This is a genomic window from Methylobacterium sp. XJLW, assembly GCF_003254375.1.
In the GTDB taxonomy this organism is placed as follows: Bacteria; Pseudomonadota; Alphaproteobacteria; order Rhizobiales; family Beijerinckiaceae; genus Methylobacterium; species Methylobacterium fujisawaense.
This window is the reverse complement of the sequence record NZ_CP016429.1, coordinates 5,403,923-5,420,526: the sequence shown is the minus strand read 5'-3', so window position 1 is coordinate 5,420,526 and position 16,604 is coordinate 5,403,923. Positions and strand designations below refer to the sequence as shown.

The 16,604-nt window shown below is 72.3% G+C and carries 15 protein-coding genes; 9 read left to right on the top strand and 6 right to left on the bottom strand.

The window, feature by feature from the left end; all coding sequences use genetic code 11:
* Positions 1-66: 66 nt before the first annotated feature.
* From A3862_RS24975 to A3862_RS24955, 5 genes are all read right to left on the bottom strand, one after another.
* A complete protein-coding gene (locus tag A3862_RS24975) occupies positions 67-525 on the bottom strand; it encodes a GtrA family protein (protein ID WP_043349782.1) in 459 nt (152 codons plus the stop codon).
* Positions 515-1,477, bottom strand: coding sequence for a glycosyltransferase (locus A3862_RS24970; RefSeq protein WP_043349781.1), 963 nt, complete (start codon positions 1,475-1,477; stop codon positions 515-517). Before A3862_RS24970 ends, A3862_RS24975 begins: the two co-directional genes overlap by 11 nt.
* A 161-nt stretch (positions 1,478-1,638) precedes the next feature.
* A complete protein-coding gene (locus A3862_RS24965; protein ID WP_043756307.1) occupies positions 1,639-4,803 on the bottom strand; it encodes an efflux RND transporter permease subunit in 3,165 nt (1,054 codons plus the stop codon).
* A gap of 8 nt (positions 4,804-4,811) precedes the next feature.
* A complete protein-coding gene (locus tag A3862_RS24960) occupies positions 4,812-6,170 on the bottom strand; it encodes an efflux RND transporter periplasmic adaptor subunit (protein WP_236961513.1) in 1,359 nt (452 codons plus the stop codon).
* Between the two features lie 76 nt (positions 6,171-6,246).
* Entirely contained in the window at positions 6,247-6,444 is a 198-nt protein-coding gene (locus A3862_RS24955) for a polyhydroxyalkanoate synthesis regulator DNA-binding domain-containing protein (protein ID WP_043349771.1), read from the bottom strand.
* 285 nt (positions 6,445-6,729) lie between these two features.
* On the opposite strand from A3862_RS24955, the gene A3862_RS24950 reads away from it, so the two are divergent.
* The 4 genes from A3862_RS24950 (at position 6,730) to A3862_RS24935 (ending at position 10,939) form a co-directional block, all read left to right on the top strand.
* A complete protein-coding gene (locus A3862_RS24950; RefSeq protein ID WP_043386537.1) occupies positions 6,730-7,407 on the top strand; it encodes a response regulator transcription factor in 678 nt (225 codons plus the stop codon).
* Entirely contained in the window at positions 7,400-8,842 is a 1,443-nt protein-coding gene (locus tag A3862_RS24945; RefSeq protein ID WP_052083569.1) for a HAMP domain-containing sensor histidine kinase, read from the top strand. The genes A3862_RS24950 and A3862_RS24945 overlap by 8 nt, the downstream gene beginning before the upstream one ends.
* Before the next feature lie 95 nt (positions 8,843-8,937).
* Positions 8,938-10,479, top strand: a complete 1,542-nt coding sequence (locus A3862_RS24940; protein WP_075379910.1) for a sensor domain-containing diguanylate cyclase — start codon at positions 8,938-8,940, stop codon at positions 10,477-10,479.
* A 211-nt stretch (positions 10,480-10,690) separates the two neighbouring features.
* Entirely contained in the window at positions 10,691-10,939 is a 249-nt protein-coding gene (locus A3862_RS24935) for a PilZ domain-containing protein (protein ID WP_043386543.1), read from the top strand.
* Positions 10,940-11,056: 117 nt separating this feature from the next.
* On the opposite strand, the gene A3862_RS24930 is transcribed toward A3862_RS24935, so the two are convergent.
* The gene (locus A3862_RS24930; RefSeq protein WP_043386546.1) at positions 11,057-11,785 is read right to left on the bottom strand and encodes a GntR family transcriptional regulator; all 729 of its coding nucleotides are present in this window, start codon (positions 11,783-11,785) and stop codon (positions 11,057-11,059) included.
* Between the two features lie 176 nt (positions 11,786-11,961).
* On the opposite strand from A3862_RS24930, the gene A3862_RS24925 reads away from it, so the two are divergent.
* The 5 genes from A3862_RS24925 to A3862_RS24905 are packed head-to-tail and all read left to right on the top strand — an operon-like array spanning position 11,962 to position 16,599.
* A complete protein-coding gene (locus A3862_RS24925) occupies positions 11,962-12,711 on the top strand; it encodes a maleate cis-trans isomerase family protein (RefSeq protein ID WP_236961511.1) in 750 nt (249 codons plus the stop codon).
* On the top strand, positions 12,708-13,790 hold the full coding sequence (locus A3862_RS24920; RefSeq protein ID WP_043349755.1) for an ABC transporter ATP-binding protein: 1,083 nt from the start codon (positions 12,708-12,710) through the stop codon (positions 13,788-13,790). Before A3862_RS24925 ends, A3862_RS24920 begins: the two co-directional genes overlap by 4 nt.
* A 37-nt stretch (positions 13,791-13,827) precedes the next feature.
* Positions 13,828-14,871 (top strand): ABC transporter substrate-binding protein, encoded by a 1,044-nt coding sequence (locus A3862_RS24915; protein WP_043349754.1) that lies wholly within the window; start codon positions 13,828-13,830, stop codon positions 14,869-14,871.
* The gene (locus A3862_RS24910) at positions 14,868-15,773 is read left to right on the top strand and encodes an ABC transporter permease (protein WP_111474077.1); all 906 of its coding nucleotides are present in this window, start codon (positions 14,868-14,870) and stop codon (positions 15,771-15,773) included. The genes A3862_RS24915 and A3862_RS24910 overlap by 4 nt, the downstream gene beginning before the upstream one ends.
* 7 nt (positions 15,774-15,780) lie before the next feature.
* Entirely contained in the window at positions 15,781-16,599 is an 819-nt protein-coding gene (locus A3862_RS24905) for an ABC transporter permease (protein WP_043386552.1), read from the top strand.
* Positions 16,600-16,604 lie beyond the last annotated feature (5 nt).

The window sequence follows — 16,604 nt, the reverse complement described above, 5'->3', positions numbered from 1 at the left end:
GACCCGTCCCGATATCGCGGCGCGGCCTGCGGATCGGAGGCTGGCCTGGGCAGCCGCGCCGCCCCGCTATCGAAGCTCGGGGGCGGACGACAAGCCGACCCGGGAGCCGACCCGGGAGAAGACGAGGAGGCGCGCGCCCGCATAGTTCAGGACGAGGGCGACCGCGGAGGCCAGGGCCAGCGCGGCGAGGGGGGCGGAGAACGGCTCGGGAAGCCGGAGGATCGCCAGAGCGAAAACCAGCATGTTGCAGGCGAAGCCGAAGGCCTGCACCAGCAGGTAGCCAGCCAGGGCGCTCAGGACCGGGCGCCCCCGCAGATCGGCGAAGCTGAGGCTCCTGTTGAGCAGGAACGTGACCAGCACCGCCACCGTGAAGGACACCGCCCGGGCGGCGAAGGGCCCGCAGCCGAAGCCGTGGATGCAGAGCGCCATCAGCCCGGCATCGGTGACGAATCCGATCCCGCCGACGAGGCAGAAGCGCGCGAAGCGCTCCGCCTCGCTGCGGGGTGCCCGGGCCTCAGCGGACATCGAGCTGCCGGGCCACCGAAAGGTAGAGCAGGCGCTTCAGCTCCTGACGGGTGCGGGTCGTCAGGTCGAGGACGATCCCGGTGAAGAAGGTCAGCACGCTGAGGATCACGATGCCGAGGCTCAGGACCGCCGTCGGCAGGCGCGGCACGAGGCCGGTCTCGACGAAGGTGACGATGACGGGCGCGACCAGCACGAGCGCGGCGAGCAGCAGCGCCACGCTGAGCGCGCCGAAGAACTGGAGCGGCCGCTCGTCCTTCATCAGGCGCAGAATCAGGTACAGGATGCGCGCACCGTCCCGGTAGGTGCGCAGCTTGCTGACCGATCCCGCCGGCCGCTCCTGATAGGCCGTCGTGACCTCGGCGGCGGGCATGCGCAGCTCCAGCGCGTGGACCACGAGTTCGGTCTCGGTCTCGAAGCCGCTGGACATCGCCGGGAACGACTTCACGAAGCGGCGCGACATGACCTTGTAGCCCGAGAGCATGTCCCGGAACTCGCGCCCGAACACGCCCTGGACGAGGCCGGTGAGGACGCGGTTCCCGAGGCGGTGGCCCGGCCGGTAGGCCTGCTGCGAGACCTCCGCGCGGGCGCCGTTGACGAAGTCGAGGTCGTCCTTGAGCACCCGTCCGACCAGGAACGGTGCCGCCGCGGCGTCGTAGGTGCCATCCCCGTCGACCAGGATGTAGATGTCGGCCTCGACGTCGCCGAACATCCGCCGGACGACGTTGCCCTTGCCCTGGCGCGGCTCGATCCGGACGATCGCGCCCGCGGCTCGGGCGACCTCGGCGGTCCCGTCGGTGGAGTTGTTGTCGTAGACGTAGATCTGCGCCGTCGGGAGGGCCGCGCGGAAATCGCCGACGACCTGCGCGATCGTCAGGCTCTCGTTGTAGCACGGGACCAGAACGGCCAGGCGGGGCGGGCGCGCGGTTTCGGCGACGAGGCCAAGGACGGACATGGCGGGGCTCCGCGGCCTCTGCCTGAGGCCTGCCGCCACCGTGCGGGCCGTCCGGATCGACCACAATCGGCCGCGCTCCGGAGCCGGACCGCGCTTTCGACGTAGCGGCGCCGGCCGAAGGAGGGCGGGCTACGTCCTTCGGCGGACCCGGCCGCGCGGGCTCACGCCTCGGCCCGCGCCCGCTTCCGCGCCTCCGGGACGGCGGCGGGCGCCGCGCGGCCGGGTCCGCCGAAGGGCAGGCGCAGGCCCGCGACCACCGGATAGACCGCCGGCAGCACGACGAGGGTAAGCAGCGTCGCGGAGATCAGGCCGCCGATCACCACGGTGGCGAGCGGCCGCTGCACCTCCGCGCCCGCGCTCGTCGAGAGCGCCATCGGCAGGAAGCCGAGCGCGGCGACCAGGGCGGTCATCATCACCGGCCGCAGCCGCATCTCGGCGGCGCGCGTCGCGGCCTCCTTGGCGCCAAGGCCGGTGGCCTCGAGGTCCCGGATGTAGCTCGTGAGCACCACGCCGTTCAGGACCGCGATGCCGAAGGTCGCGATGAAGCCGATCGCCGCCGAGATCGAGAACGGCATCCCGCGCAAGGTCAGCGCCAGGATGCCGCCGGTGGCCGCCATCGGCACGTTGAGGAAGATCAGGCCGGCGATGCGGATGTCGGCGAACATCACCACCAGCAGGATCAGGATCGCCGCGAGCGCGGCCGGGACGACAACCGTCAGCCGGCCGGTCGCCTCCTGCAGGTTCTGGAACTGGCCGCTCCAGACCAGGGCGTAGCGCGGCGGCAGCGTGACCTGCTGCGCCACGGCGGCCTGGGCGGCCGCGACGAAGCTCTGCACGTCGCGGCCCCGGACGTTCGCCTGAACGGAGATCCGCCGCTGCAGCCGCTCCCGGCTGATCTGCGCCGGTCCCGTCGCGACCTCCACGCTGGCGACCATCGCCAGCGGCACCATCATCCGGCTGCCGGCCTCTCGACCCGCCTCCTGGCCGGAGCGGCCGACCGGCAGGGCACGGATGCGCTCGATGTCGCCGCGGTCGGCGGGATCCAGGCGCACCACGATGTCGGTGATCGAGTTGTCGTCCCCGTAGACCATGCCGGCGGTGCGGCCGCCGATGCTCTCGACGACGTCGAGCACGTCGGACACGGTGATGCCGTAACGGGCGGCCCGGGCCCGGTCGACCTGGATCGAGAGCGCCGGCATGCCGGCCTGCGCCTCGGCCTTCACGTCCGCGGCGCCCTCGACCCCCGACACCGTCCGCACGATGGCATCGGCCGTGTCCTTCAGGACCTTGAGGTCGTCGCCGTACAGGCTGATCGCGACGTCGCCGCGCACGCCCTCCAGCAGATCGTCCATGCGCATCTGGATCGGCTGCGAGAAGCTGTAGGCGACACCGGGCACCTCCTCCTTCAGCCGCGTGTCGAAGGCGGCCACGAGGCCGTCCTGCGTCGCCGCGGTGGTCCAGGTGGCGGGGTCGGCGAGGGTGATGAAGCTGTCGGTCGATTCGACGCCCATCGGGTCGGTGGGGATCTCGGCGCTGCCGGTGAGGGAGACCACCCGCTTCACCTCGGGGAAGGATTTCAGGACCCGCTCGATCCGGCCGACCGTGGCCAGCGACGCGTCGAGGGCGATGCCCGGCAGCTTCTCCGAGGTGACGACGATCGCGCCCTCCGACAGCTTCGGCAGGAACTCGCCGCCGAGGCGCGTGGCCAGCACGCAGGAGCCGGCGAAGAGCGCGAGCGCCACCCCGACGGTCAGGACCACGTGCCGCTCGGCGCCGCGCAGCAGCGGCCTGTAGGCGGCGCGCATCCCCCGGACGAGGCGCGTCTCGCGCTCGCCGACGCCGCGACCGGCGAGGAAGAGGGCGGCCAGGGCCGGCATCAGCGTGAGGGTGACGACCAGAGCGCCGGCGAGCGCGAGGATCACGGTCAGCGCCATCGGCACGAACATCTTGCCGGCCACGCCCTGCAGCGCGAGGATCGGCACGTAGACGAGGATGATGATCGCCACCGCGAAGATCACCGGCCGCGCCACGGCGGCGGTGGCGTCCCGGACCACCTCGGTGGCCGGCCGGTCCGGATGCTCCCCGCGCGCGCGCAGCACGTTCTCGATCATCACCACGGCGCCGTCGACGATCAGACCGAAATCGATGGCGCCGAGGCTCATCAGGTTGCCCGACAGGCCGAGCAGGCGCATGCCGGCGAACGCCATCAGCATCGCGAGCGGGATCGCGACGGCGACGATCAGGCCGGCCCGCAGGTTGCCCAGCAGCAGCAGCAGGACCACGATCACCAGCACCGCCCCCTCAAGGAGGTTGTGCGCGACCGTATGGATCGTGCGATCCACGAGGGCGCTGCGGTCGTAATAGGGGACGATCGCCACCCCGGGCGGCAGTTGCGGGCGCAGGTCGTCGATGGTCTTCTTGACCCGCTCGACCACCGCGCTGGCATTCTCGCCGTAGCGCATGAGGGCGATGCCCACGACCGTCTCGCCCGCGGCGTCGTGGGTGACGGCGCCGAGCCGGACCTTGGGCGCCTCCTGCACGGTTCCGAGCGTCGCGAGCGTGACCGGGACGCCGCCGGGGCCGGTCGCCACCACGACGTCGGCGATGTCCTGCGGGCCCTTGGCGAGGCCGAGGCCGCGGATCACCTCCTGCTGATCGTTGTGCTCCAGATAGGCGCCGCCGCGCGCGGCATTGTTGTCGGCGAGCGCCGTGTAGACCTGGGCGAGGGTGACCCCGTAACGGCGCAGGGCGTCGGCGGAGATGCGGGCCTCGTAGGTCGGCATCTGGCCGCCGTAGATGTTCACATCGGCGATGCCCGGCGTCAGCTTGAGCTTCGGGGCGATCGTCCATTGCAGGATGCGCTTGAGCTGCATCGGCGTGTAGGCCGGCCCGCGCAGCTCGAACTGGTAGATCTCGCCCAGGCCCGTCGCCATCGGGCCCATCTGCGGGTCTCCGACGCCGGCCGGCATCAGGCTCTTGGCCTGCGGCAGGCGCTGGAACACCTCGGCCCGGGCCTCGGTCACCGATACGGATTCGTCGAAGGTCGCGTAGACCGCCGAGACCCCGGCCCGGGACGTGGAGCGCACATTGGCGAGGCCCGGCGCGCCCGCCATGGCATTCTCCACCGGGAAGGTGACGAGACGCTCGACCTCCAGGGGGCCGAGCCCCGGCGACAGGGTCAGGACCATCACCTGCCGGGGCGAGATGTCCGGCACCGCGTCGATGGAGAGGCCCTCGAGGTTGGCGATCCCGCCCGCGGCGGCCGCGAGCGCCACCACCAGGACCAGGAACCGGCGGCGCACCATCAGGGCGAACCAGGTCTTCATCGCGGTGCTCAATCCGTGGAGCCGAGCAGGCTGCGCATGAGGATCGCCTTGAGGCCGAAGCTGCCCGCCGTCGCGACGCTCTCTCCGGCCGCGACGCCGCGTGTCACCTCGACCCAGTCCGCCCGCTGGATCCCGAGGGTCAGGACGCGCCGTTCGAAGCGGTCGGGGGCGACGCGCACGAAGGCGATCGGGCCCGCCTCGGTCTGCTGGATCGCGGCGGCCGGGACGGTGACGCCCGACCGGCCGAGATCGGCGGCCACCGTGACCGACACGAACATGTTGGCGCGCAGCAGGTCCTCGGGATTGTCGAGTTCGAGCCGCGCGGGCGCGGTGTTGGTCGCCGGATCGAGGGCGGCGTTGACGGAGCGCACCCGGCCCTCGAAGGGCGGCTGGCCGGGGATCGGGCTGTCCACCGTGGCCGCGTCCCCGGCCTTCACCCGGGTGATGTCGGGACCGTAGAGATTGGCCAGCACGACGACGCGGGCCGGATCGGCCACCGTGAACGCGTCGCGGGCGGTGTCGACGACCTCGCCGAGGGTCACGCCGACCTGCGTCACGACCCCGGCGATCGGGGTGACGACCGCGCTGGTGCCGGGCGCGGCGCCCTCCGCGGGGGCGAGGCGCTGATACTGCGCCCGGTACATGTCGGCATTGGCCTGGGCGGACTGGACCGCCGCGCGCGCCTTGGCGAGATCGACCTGCCGCCGCTCGACCTCGGCCTGGGCGACGCCGCCGAACTTGAGCTGCTCCTGGCCGCGCTTGAGCTGTATCTCCGCGGCCCGCTCGGAGGCCTGCGCCTCGCCCAGGGTCGCCTGGGCGGCCTGGAGGCCGTTGCGCGCGTCCAGGATCCCGGCGGCGTCGAGGGTCGCCAGGGTCTGGCCGGCCGCGACACGGTCGCCGGGCTGGACCGCGAGGCTCAGGACCCGCCCCTGCGTGCGCGGCTTCAGATGCGTCACGCGCCGCTCGTCGAAGGCGACGGTGCCGGGGGCGCGCACCGGCAGGACGATCCGGCGCGTCTCGGCCGTCCCGAAGGCGAGGCCGGACCGCTTCTGGCCGTCCGCGTCGAGGGTGACGAAGTCCGATTGTGCCGGCGCGTCCTCCGTCTTCGCGGCGGACGAGGCCGTCGCCGAGGCGTCGTCCCCGGTTTGGGCAGGCCCCAAGCCGAGCCGGTCGCGCAGCGCGTCGCGCGAGATCCAGCCGGCGCCCAGGAGCGCGGCGAGGATCAGGACGAGCCAGACCAGGCGTGCGCCGCCGCGCCGGGCCTTCCCGGGCTGGACCTCCGGAGCGGCCGCCGCGGTCGGCCCCACATCCGGATGCGGCGCCTGCGCGTCGGTCTCGGCCTCCCGCGCGGCGTCGGAGGCGTCCATGGTCAGCGCCATCCGATCCACCGCAGGCCTCCCCATCGCCCGGCGCCGAGCGCCGCAGCCGACTCGACCGGCCGCCTCACGCGTCGAGACCCGGCTTGAGCACGTCCTCGGTCACGAAGCGCCCGGTCTCGACCTCACGGACCACGACCTCGTAGCCCGCGCTGCGCAGATCCTTGAGGTGATCGAGGGTGACGTAGGCCCGGGTCTCGACATCGTACAGGCGGCTCGCCGCGTAGCGGTTGATCAGGCGCCGCGGGCGCCGCTTCCTAGGCATGCACCGACGTCCACGGATCGGGCGCGAAGCGGCGGGACGGGCAGGGAAGGCGAGACCAAGTCCGCATCGAGGGAATCCGGAAGCGCACCGTCCGGCGGCCGAGGGGCACGCGGGTACGGGCTAGAGTCATTCCAATAAAGAGGGCCAACGCGATGCGGTGCCATTAAATTCGGGTTCATGCGGACGGTCGCGGGGCGATTTGCGCCGCGAAGTCCGGCACAAGGGTCCGGGACCGGGAAACAGCCGCGCCTGCGCCGGGGCGTGGAACCGGGGCGGGGGCCGCGCGTGGCGAAGCTGCTGCTGATCGAGGATGATGCGGAGACGGCCGGGGACGTGCTCGACGACCTGCGCGGACGCGGCCACGAGGTCGTCTGGACCGCGACCGGTCCGGACGGAGCCCGGGCGGCCCGGGACGGCGGCTGGGGCGCGATCATCCTCGACCGGATGCTCCCCGGCCGGGACGGCCTGAGCGTCCTCCAGGATCTGCGCCGCGACGGGGATCGGACGCCGGCGCTGGTCCTGAGCGCCCTGGGCGACGTCGACGAGCGGATCCGGGGCCTGCGCGCCGGCGGGGACGACTACCTCGCCAAGCCCTTCGCGCTGGCCGAACTCGCCGCACGCATCGAGGCGCTGCTGCGGCGGCCGGTCGACAGCCGCGAGACCGTCCTGCACGTGGGCAACCTCGCGATCGACCTGATCGCCGGCACGGGCCGGCGCGGCGCCCGCGACCTGGAGTTGCTGCCGCGCGAACTCAAGCTCCTGGCGTATCTCATGCGCCGCCCCGGCCAGATCGTGACCCGGGCGATGCTGTTCGAGGAGGTCTGGAACTACCGGTTCACGCCCAAGTCCAACCTGATCGACGTCCATGTCGGGCGCCTGCGCCGGAAGCTGGAGGCGGGGGGAGAGCCGCCCCTGATCCACAGCGTGCGCGGCACCGGCTTCACGCTGACGCCCGATGGTTGATCGGCTCCGCTCGGCGGACCTGTTCCGCTCCACCGCGATCCGCTGGGCGCTCGGCATCGCCCTGTGGTCGCTCCTGCTCGCCCTGGCGATGTTCGCCTTCGTCTACTGGCAGACGGCCGACTACCTGCGGGAGGAACTCGCCGAAACGCTCCGGCTGGAGGTCCGGGCGGCCGCGGCCGATCCTGGCGTCGCGGCGACCCGGGTCGATACGTGGATCGCGATGGATGTCCACGCCACGCATTACGGCGGCCTGTTCGCGCCGGACGGGACGCGCCGGGCCGGCAATCTCGGGGCGTTGCCGGCCCGTCTGGCGCGCGACGGCGACGCGTACCGGGTGAGCGCGACGGTCGATCTCGCCGGTCGCAGCCTCCAGGACGAGATCTGGGCGGCCGCGCTGGCGCTCGCCGACGGCAGCACCGTGGTGATCGCCCACGACACCGACGAGATCGACCGCGTGAAGGCCACGATCCTGCGCGCCCTCGGCCTCGGGCTGGTGCCGACGCTGGCGCTCTCGGCCCTGGGCGGCCTGCTGCTCACGAGCCGCGCGCGCCGCCGCCTGGCCGCCACCGAGGCCGCCGTGGCCGAGGTGATGCGCGGCGACCTGGGCAAGCGCCTGCCGGTCGGCCCGGGCGACGACGAGTTCGACCGGCTGACCCGGACCGTGAACCGGATGCTCGACGAGATCGAGCACCTCATGGGCGAGGTCCGCAGCGTCGGCGACGCAGTCGCCCACGACCTGCGCACGCCGCTCACCCGCCTGCGCGCCCGGCTCGAGCGCACCCGGTCCCAGGCCCGGACCGTCGCGGAGTTCCACGAGGCGATCGACCAGGGGCTCGTGTGGATCGACCAGACGCTCGCCATGGTCACCGCCGTCCTGCGGATCGGCGAGATGGAGGACGGGCGGCGGCGCGGCGCGTTCACGCGGGTCGATCTCGGCGAGGTGGCGGCCGTGGCGGTCGAGTTCCACGCGCCGCTCGCCGAGGAGAAGGACATCGACCTCACGCTCGCGGCGCCGGACGGGCCGCACCCCGTCCACGGCGACCGCGACCTGTGCTTCGAGGCCCTCTCTAATCTCCTCGACAACGCCCTGAAATTCACGCCGCCCGGCGGCCGCGTCGCGGTGGGATTGCAGCGGACCGAGGCCGCGATCGTCGTGACCGTCGCCGATACCGGCCCGGGGCTGCCACCGGGGGAGCGCAGCCAGGTGTTCCACCGCTTCTATCGCGCGGAGGCGGCGCGCCAGACGCCCGGCCACGGCCTGGGCCTGAGCCTCGTGGCGGCGATCGCCGACCTGCACGGCGCCCCCGTGGCGATCCGCGACGCGGCGGGCGGCGGCTGCCATGTCGAGCTGCGCTTCCCGCACGCCGAGGCGGAGGCCGGCCCTCGGACGGCCCGGTCAGCGCCATCCATCACAAGTGGACCGTCATCCCCATAATTCGCCCGTGATGGCTCGGCCGCTCGGGTGCGAAAGCCGCGGTTAAGGCGCGCCATGTCAGTACCCGGCAACGAAACGACGCCTGTGTGGGGCCGATGAACGTGTTGCGGCGCGCCGGTTCCTGGCTCAGATCGGCCCGCACCTGGATCGCGCTCGGCGTCCTGGCCCCGTTGGGCATGGTGGTGACGTCCGGCCTGATGCTGGCCGATCTGCGCCGGGACGCCTGGGACAGCGCGGACCAGACCAGCCGGAACCTCCTCCAAGTCCTCGAGCGCGACATCGTGCGCAACATCGAGATGTACGATCTCTCGATCCGCGCGGCCGTCGACAACCTGAAGGTGCCGGGCCTGACCGAGGCCGATCCGCGCCTGCGCCAGCTCATCCTGTTCGACCGCGCCGCGACCGCCCGCGACATGGGCGTGATGCTGATCCTGAACGAGGAGGGCGATGTCGTCGCGGACATCGCGGCCGTCCCGCCCCGCAAGGGCAACTACGCGGATCGCGAGTACTTCCAGGTTCACCAGGCGAGCGCCGGGCTCGGCCTCCATGTCGGGCGCCCGATCGTGTCGCGGCTCGACGGCGAGCGGATGCTGCCGTTCAGTCGCCGCATCGACAGGCCCGACGGCAGCTTCGGCGGCGTGGTTCTGGGCACCGTGAAGCTGTCCTACTTCACGCACCTGTTCAGCGAGATCGACCTCGGGCCGGGCGGGGCCATCAACCTGTACCTGACCGACGGCACCCGCATCATGCGCTATCCCTACGTGGAGGCCGATCTCGGGGCGAACATCGCGCAGGCGCCGACCTTCAGGCGGTTCCTGCGGGAGGGGCGGGGCAGTTTCGTCAGCACCTCCGTGCGCGACGGCGTCGAGCGGAGCTACAAATTCACGCGGATCGGGACCCTGCCGCTGATCCTGAACGTCGCCCTGTCCACGAAGGACGTGGAGGCGGACTGGGCCGCGAAGGCGACGATCATCGGCGGCATCGTGCTGGCGCTGTGCGGCCTCACGATCGCGCTGTCGCTCCTGTTCGGGCGGGAGCTGCGCCGCCGCGAGGCGATGCGGGCCGAGATGGCCGCTTTGTCGCGCACCGACGCCCTGACCGGCCTGCCGAACCGCCGCTGCTTCGAGGACATGTACCAGCGGGCTCTGGACGCGGCCCGGCGCGACGGCCATCCCCTGTCGCTGCTCATCGTGGATGCGGACCATTTCAAGCGCTTCAACGACCAATACGGGCACCCGGTGGGCGATGCGGTCCTGCAGGGCCTGGCGCGCAGTCTGTCGGCGAGCGTGCACCGCCCGCAGGATCTCGCCAGCCGCATCGGCGGCGAGGAGTTCGCCGTGCTCCTGCCCGAAACCGACGAGGCGGGCGCCCGGCGCGTCGCCGACACGATCCATGCCGAGGTGGCGAAGCTCCCCGTCCCGTCGGCCGGGCTCGGGGCAGGCGTCGTGACGGTGAGCATCGGGCTCGCCGCCGCGCGGCCGAGCGGCGACCGGAGCGCGCCCCTGCCGGACCTGTACCGCTTGGCGGACGGCGCCCTCTACGAGGCCAAGACCGGCGGCCGCAATCAGACCCGCAGCGCGGCGCCATCACCCGCGCCGCTCCAAAGGGGCGCGCTGCAACTGGTGAAGACGTCCTGACGGGGCCCGGCTGCGATCGGTCTTCCGATTTCTTGACGGAATCGACACGAAAACCGTGATCTTCTCGCGCCGATGGCTGACGGACCGGCCCGTGCCGCCCGTCGTCATCGCGCGCCGATGGACGGGTAGGCAGCGGGACCCGTGCGTCGGATCAGCGATGCTCGTGTGGATTTCGCGTGGAATCCGGCCCCGCAAGCCAAGGGTAACGAGGATGGACGACAGACGTGTGGCGCCCCGCAGACGGACGCTTCTCGAGGGGCACATCGAACTCGCCGGTGGCGGTGCGATCGACTGCACGATCCGCAACATCTCGGACGGCGGCGCCCGCCTGCGCGTCGTCAGCGTGATCGGCGTTCCCGACGCCTTCGTGCTGTCCTACGGGATCAACGGTCAGCGTCGGCCGGTTCGCGTCACGTGGCGTCAGGAAACCGAACTCGGGATCGCGTTCGACGACGCCTGACGGCCCGCGCCGGACGAGGCTTCCACGCCCACCCGTGTTGAGGGGCGGATCGGAGGGGCGTGGAAGGCCTGCATCCGGCTGGTGGCCCACCGATGCGCCGACAGGGTTAACGTTTCCTTACCGGGCGGCGGGGGCCGCGCGCCGGGCGTGGAGCGTCTCGGCGATCACCACGCCGGTCCGCAGCACGTGGCGATGGGCGATGGCCCCGGCCTCGGCGGCGTCCCGCCCGGCGAGGGCCTCGAACAGATCCCGGTGCTCCCGGGCGGATTCCGCCCAGCGGCTGCCGCTGGAGAGCGCGCGCAGGCGCGCCCACTGAGCCCGGGCCTGGAGCGGCGCGTGGGCCTCCGCCAGCGGACGGTTGTGGGCGGCCGTGACGATCGTCCGGTGGATCTCCTGGTTGAGGGCGAAATAGGCGTCGAGCACCTGGTCCCGGTGCATGCGGTCGAGCTGAGCCTGCTTGCCGCGCAGGTCGTCCATCAGGGCCTCGGAGATCCGCGGCGCGGCGAGTTCCGCGGTGAGCCGCTCGATGCCGGCCAAGGCCTCGAACAGTTCGAGGATCTCTTCCGGCGTCCAGTCCGGGACGCGCGCGCTGCGATTCGGGTGCAGGTCGACCAGCCCCTCCGCGGCCAGGAGCTTGAGGGCTTCCCGCAGCGGGGTCCGGGAGACCCCGAGCGCGACGGAGAGGTCCGTCTCCACGAGGGTCGCGCCCGCCGGCAGCACGCCGCGGACGATCATGTCCTTGAGCCGGGCCGCCGCCTGCTCGTGCAGGCCGATCCTGTGCACCTGCGCGGCGGGGACGATCAGGGCCTTGCGGGGCCGGCCCCGGCCTCGTGCGACGACGTCCATCGATCCTCCCGCTCCACCGCGCCAGCCTAGCGCGTGCGGCCGCCCGATCGATGATCCATTTTTCGGCCACTTGCGCTGCCATATCATGCATTTGCGCAAATTGCATGCAGCATGCAGAAAATACCTTGTCGCTCGTCCCGGCCTGTCGGATGCTCCGCGTGTCGGGGAAGGATGCGATGGAACGACCGAACCGCACGACGCGCCTGGGCATGCTGACGCCCTCGTCGAACAGCGTCCTCGAGCCGGCCACCGCCCATCTGCTGGCCGGCTGCGCGGGTGTGAGCGCCCATTTCGCCCGCTTCCGCGTGACGGAGATCGGCCTGTCGGCGGCGGCGCTGGACCAGTTCGACCCCGAGCCGATCCTGAGCGCGGCCGACCTGCTCGCCGACGCCCGGGTCGCCGCGATCCTGTGGAACGGCACCTCCGGCGCGTGGCTCGGCTTCGACGCGGACGAGCGCCTCGGCGCCGCGATCACCGACCGGACCGGACGCCCGGCCTCCACCGCCGCGCTCGCCTTCCGCGACCTGTTCCGCGCCCGGGGCTTCCGGCGGATCGGCCTCGTCACGCCCTATACCGGCGACGTCCAGCGCCGGATCCAGGCCAACTGGGGTGCGGCCGGATTCGACTGCGGCGCCGAGCGCCATCTCGGCCTGTCGGAGAATTTCGCCTTCGCCGAGGCCGGTCCCGAGGCCATCGCCGGCATGGTCCGGGCGGTGGCGGCCGAGGGCGTCGACGCGGTGGCGATCGTCTGCACGAATCTCGCGGGCGCCGTCCTGGCTCCGGATCTGGAGGCCGAACTCGGCGTGCCGGTGATCGATTCGGTGGCCGTCACCCTGTGGAAGGGCCTGGACCTCGCCGGCTGCTCGACCGCGCATCTCGCCGCCCATGGCCGCGCCTTCGCGGCGGACGGGGAGGGCCGTCCGTGAGCGCCGGAGCCGGAACCACCCTGATCCTCGACGGGATCACCCAGCGCTACGGGACGGCGCTCGCCGTCGACACCGTGACCCTCGACATCAAGGGCGGCGAGCTCGTGGCGCTGCTCGGGCCCTCGGGCTGCGGCAAGACCACCCTGCTGCGGGCGGTGGCGGGCTTCCTGAAGCCGACGGAGGGGCGCGTCATCATCGGCGGCCAGGCGGTCGACCACCTGCCGCCGAACCGCCGCACCGTCGGCATCGTGTTCCAGAACTACGCCCTGTTTCCCCACATGAGCGTCGCCGACAACGTCGCCTACGGCCTCGCGGCCCGGGGGGTCGGGCGGGCCGAGCAGAAGGCACGGGTGGCCGAGATGCTGGCGCTGGTGCGGCTGGAGCACCTCGCCGGGCGCTACCCGCGGGAGATGTCGGGCGGCCAGCAGCAGCGCGTGGCGCTGGCCCGGGCGCTCGCCGTGCGCCCCTCGATCCTGCTCCTCGACGAGCCCTTCGCGGCCCTCGACAAGAACCTGCGCCTCGACATGCAGATCGAGATCAAGCGCATCCAGCGCAGCGCCGGCACCACCACGCTGATCGTCACGCACGACCAGGAGGAAGCCCTGTCGATGGCCGACCGGGTCGCCGTGCTCAATGCCGGCCGCCTGGAGCAGTTCGCACCGCCCACCGACGTCTACGACCGCCCCGAGACGCTGTTCGTCAACACCTTCGTGGGCACGGCCAACGTCCTGCACGGCCGGCTCGCGACCGGGCCGGGGGGCACCCGCGTGGTGGCTCTGGAGACCGGCGGCCTTCTCCCCACCGTCACGGCCCTGCCGGACGGGACGCGGGTGGCCGCCTGCCTGCGGCCCGAGCACGTCGCCTTCGCGACCGGAGGGGAGGGGCTCGACGGCGTGGTCGAGATCGGCCTGCCGCTCGGCGCCACCCTGGTCCACGAGATCCGCCTCGACGGCGGCGCCCGCCTGAAGACCGCCGAGGCCCGGGCCGCGGGCGCCCGGCCCCGGCCGCCCGGCACCCGCGTGCGCCTGTCGCCGACCGCGCCCGAGCGGGTCAGCGTCTTCCCCGATTCCCGCCACTGAAGCCGAGCCGCCCGAGTCCGAGCCAGGAGAGCCGACCATGACCCTGCACCGCCGCAGCCTCCTCGCCGGCGCCCTGACCCTCGGCGCCGCGCAGGCCTTCCCGGGCCTGTCCCGCGCGCAGGCGCGCAAGCTCGTCTTCGCGACCTTCACGGGCAGCTGGGAGGAGGCGCACCGGGCCGTGCTGGTGCCGGCCTTCCGCAAGAGCTCGGGAGGCGACGTCATCCTCGATCCGATGCTCTCGGTCGACCAGATCGCCAAGGTCCAGGCCGCCCGCGCCAACCCGCCGATCGACGTGATGCTGCACGATCCGGGCCCCGCCCTCACGGCCATCGCCCAGGACCTCGTCGAGCCCTATCCTGTGGCCCAGTCGGCCCATTACGGCGACCTGATCGCCGACGCGCAGGAGCCGATGGGCCCGGCGCCGTTCTTCCAGATCGTCGGCCTGACCTACAACCCCGAGAAGGTGAAGACGCCGCCGACCTCCTGGGCCGACCTGTGGAAGCCCGAGTACAAGGGCCGGGTCGGCATCACCAACCTGAACTCGACGCTCGGCACCGGCTTCCTCGTGGAGATCGCCCGGATGCACGGCGGCTCGGAGACCGATGTCGAGCCGGGCTTCAAGGCGCTGGAGGCGCTCAAGCCGAACCTCGCCGCCGTGGCGGCCAACCCGGGCGCCCTGGCGGCCCTCTACCAGCAGGAGCAGGTCGACATCGGGCCGGGCAATTTCAACGCGATCCAGATCCTGAAGGCCCGGGGCGTGCCGGTGGAGTTCGCGATTCCGAAGGAGGGCATCATCGCCTTCAAGACGACGATCCACATCGTCAAGAACACGCCGGTGAAGGAGCTGGCCTTCAAGCTGATCGAGGCCGCCCTCTCGCCGGAGGTGCAGGCCAAGCTGATGCAGAGCCCCTACCTGATCGTGCCGACCAACCGGAAGGTCGCGATCGAGGGCGCGATCGCGAAGGTGCTGGCCAAGGACGCGGACGAACTGAAGCGCAAGTCGGTCTTCCAGGACTGGGCCGCGATCAACCGCAGCCGGTCGGCCTGGATCGAGCGCTTCAACCGCGAGATCCGGGTGTGACCGCCGGCCCGGCCATGGCGACGGCGGGCCCGGTCGCGGCGCCAGGCCGCCCGGTCCGCGCCTGGACGGCGGCCTACGACATCCGCCTCGCTCTGCCCCTCGGTGCGTTCTTCCTGGTCTTCTTCCTGGCGCCGCTGGCGCTGCTGCTGCTGGTGAGCTTCTACGCCGATCCGGGCATGACCCGGTTCGGCCTCGACCAGTACGCCCGGTTCCTGCTCGACCCGTTCTCCCTGCGGGTGCTCGGCGCGACCCTGTGGCTCGGCGTCGAGGTCACCGCGCTCACCCTGCTGCTCGGCCTGCCGCTGGCGCTGCTCCTGACCTGGGCGCCCGGCCGGCTGCGCGGCCTGCTGACCCTGATCGTGCTGCTGCCGCTGCTCACGAGCGTGGTGGTGCGGACCTTCGCGTGGATCGTGATCCTCGGGCGCCAGGGCATCGTCAACGCCGCCCTGATCGGCCTCGGCCTAAGCGACACGCCCCTGAAGCTGCTCTACACCGAGGGCGGCCTCGTCCTGGCGCTGGCGCAGGTGCAGATGCCCCTGATGGTCCTGCCGCTGGTCACCGCCCTGTCGCGGATCGACCCGAACCTCGCCGACGCCTCGGCGGCTCTGGGGGCGGGGGCGTGGCGCACCTTCCTCCGGGTGACCCTGCCGCTCTGCCTGCCCGGCATCGTGGCGGGCTGCCTGCTGACCTTCGCGGCGGCGATCACCGCCTTCATCACCCAGTCGCTGATCGGCGGCGGGCAGATGCTGTTCATGCCCATGTACCTGTACCAGCAGGCCTCCTCGCTCAACAACTGGCCTTTCGCGGCGGCGATCGCGATCGTCTTCCTCGTGGCGGTGCTGGCCTGCGTGACGCTCCTCAACCTCGTGGGCCGCCTGTCGCGCGGCTACGCGCAAGCCTGAGGTCACCATGCGGACGTCCCTGCGGCGCGACTTCGACTGGTTCAGCTTCCACGGCACCGTGCTGCTGCTCGCCGGCCTCTGCCTCGTCCTGCTGGCGGCGCCGACCGTGATCGTCGTGGTGGTCTCGTTCACCAACGGCTTCTCCCTGCGCTTCCCGCCGCCGGGCTATTCCCTGCGCTGGTACGCGGCGCTCGCGGAGGCCGAGCAGCTCCAGGCCGCCGCCTGGAACAGCCTGGTGGTGGCGGGCTGGGCGACCCTCCTGTCGGTGGTGCTGGGCACCGCGGCGGCGCTCGCCATCGCCCGGTCGCGGCGGCTTTCCGCGCGGCTCCTCGACAGCCTGTTCCTGTCGCCGCTGGTCCTGCCGGCCCTGGCCTTCGGGCTCGCCGCCCTGATGCTGTTCAGCCTCGCCGGGATCCCGGTCTCGCCGCTGACCCTGATCCTCGGCCACACCGTGGTCTGCGTGCCCTTCGTGGTCCGCACCACGGTCGCGGCCCTGTCGCAGATGGACCCGGTGCTGCTGGAGAGCTCGACCTCCCTCGGCGCCTCGCGCCTCTACACGTTCCGCCGGGTGACCCTGCCGCTGATCCGGCCCGGGATCCTGGCCGGGGGCTTCATCGCCTTCATGGCGAGCTTCGACAACGTCCCGGTCTCGCTGTTCCTGCGCGACGCCGCCACCGACATGCTGCCGATCCGGATGTGGCAGGATCTGGAGGGGCGCCTCGACGTCACGGTGGCGGCGGCCTCCAGCCTGCTGATCCTGGTGACGGTGGTGCTGGCGGTGGTGATGGAGCGGGCCGCCGGCCTGTCCCGCCGGATGGCGGGCTGACCCGC

Coding starts and splice junctions, on each gene's coding strand:
- A3862_RS24975 (WP_043349782.1), bottom strand. CDS start 525: ATGTCCGCTGAGGCCCGGGCACCCCGCAGCGAGGCGGAGCGCTTCGCG.
- A3862_RS24970 (WP_043349781.1), bottom strand. CDS start 1,477: ATGTCCGTCCTTGGCCTCGTCGCCGAAACCGCGCGCCCGCCCCGCCTG.
- A3862_RS24965 (WP_043756307.1), bottom strand. CDS start 4,803: ATGAAGACCTGGTTCGCCCTGATGGTGCGCCGCCGGTTCCTGGTCCTG.
- A3862_RS24960 (WP_236961513.1), bottom strand. CDS start 6,170: ATGGACGCCTCCGACGCCGCGCGGGAGGCCGAGACCGACGCGCAGGCG.
- A3862_RS24955 (WP_043349771.1), bottom strand. CDS start 6,444: ATGCCTAGGAAGCGGCGCCCGCGGCGCCTGATCAACCGCTACGCGGCG.
- A3862_RS24945 (WP_052083569.1), top strand. CDS start 7,400: ATGGTTGATCGGCTCCGCTCGGCGGACCTGTTCCGCTCCACCGCGATC.
- A3862_RS24940 (WP_075379910.1), top strand. CDS start 8,938: ATGAACGTGTTGCGGCGCGCCGGTTCCTGGCTCAGATCGGCCCGCACC.
- A3862_RS24935 (WP_043386543.1), top strand. CDS start 10,691: ATGGACGACAGACGTGTGGCGCCCCGCAGACGGACGCTTCTCGAGGGG.
- A3862_RS24930 (WP_043386546.1), bottom strand. CDS start 11,785: ATGGACGTCGTCGCACGAGGCCGGGGCCGGCCCCGCAAGGCCCTGATC.
- A3862_RS24925 (WP_236961511.1), top strand. CDS start 11,962: ATGGAACGACCGAACCGCACGACGCGCCTGGGCATGCTGACGCCCTCG.
- A3862_RS24915 (WP_043349754.1), top strand. CDS start 13,828: ATGACCCTGCACCGCCGCAGCCTCCTCGCCGGCGCCCTGACCCTCGGC.
- A3862_RS24905 (WP_043386552.1), top strand. CDS start 15,781: ATGCGGACGTCCCTGCGGCGCGACTTCGACTGGTTCAGCTTCCACGGC.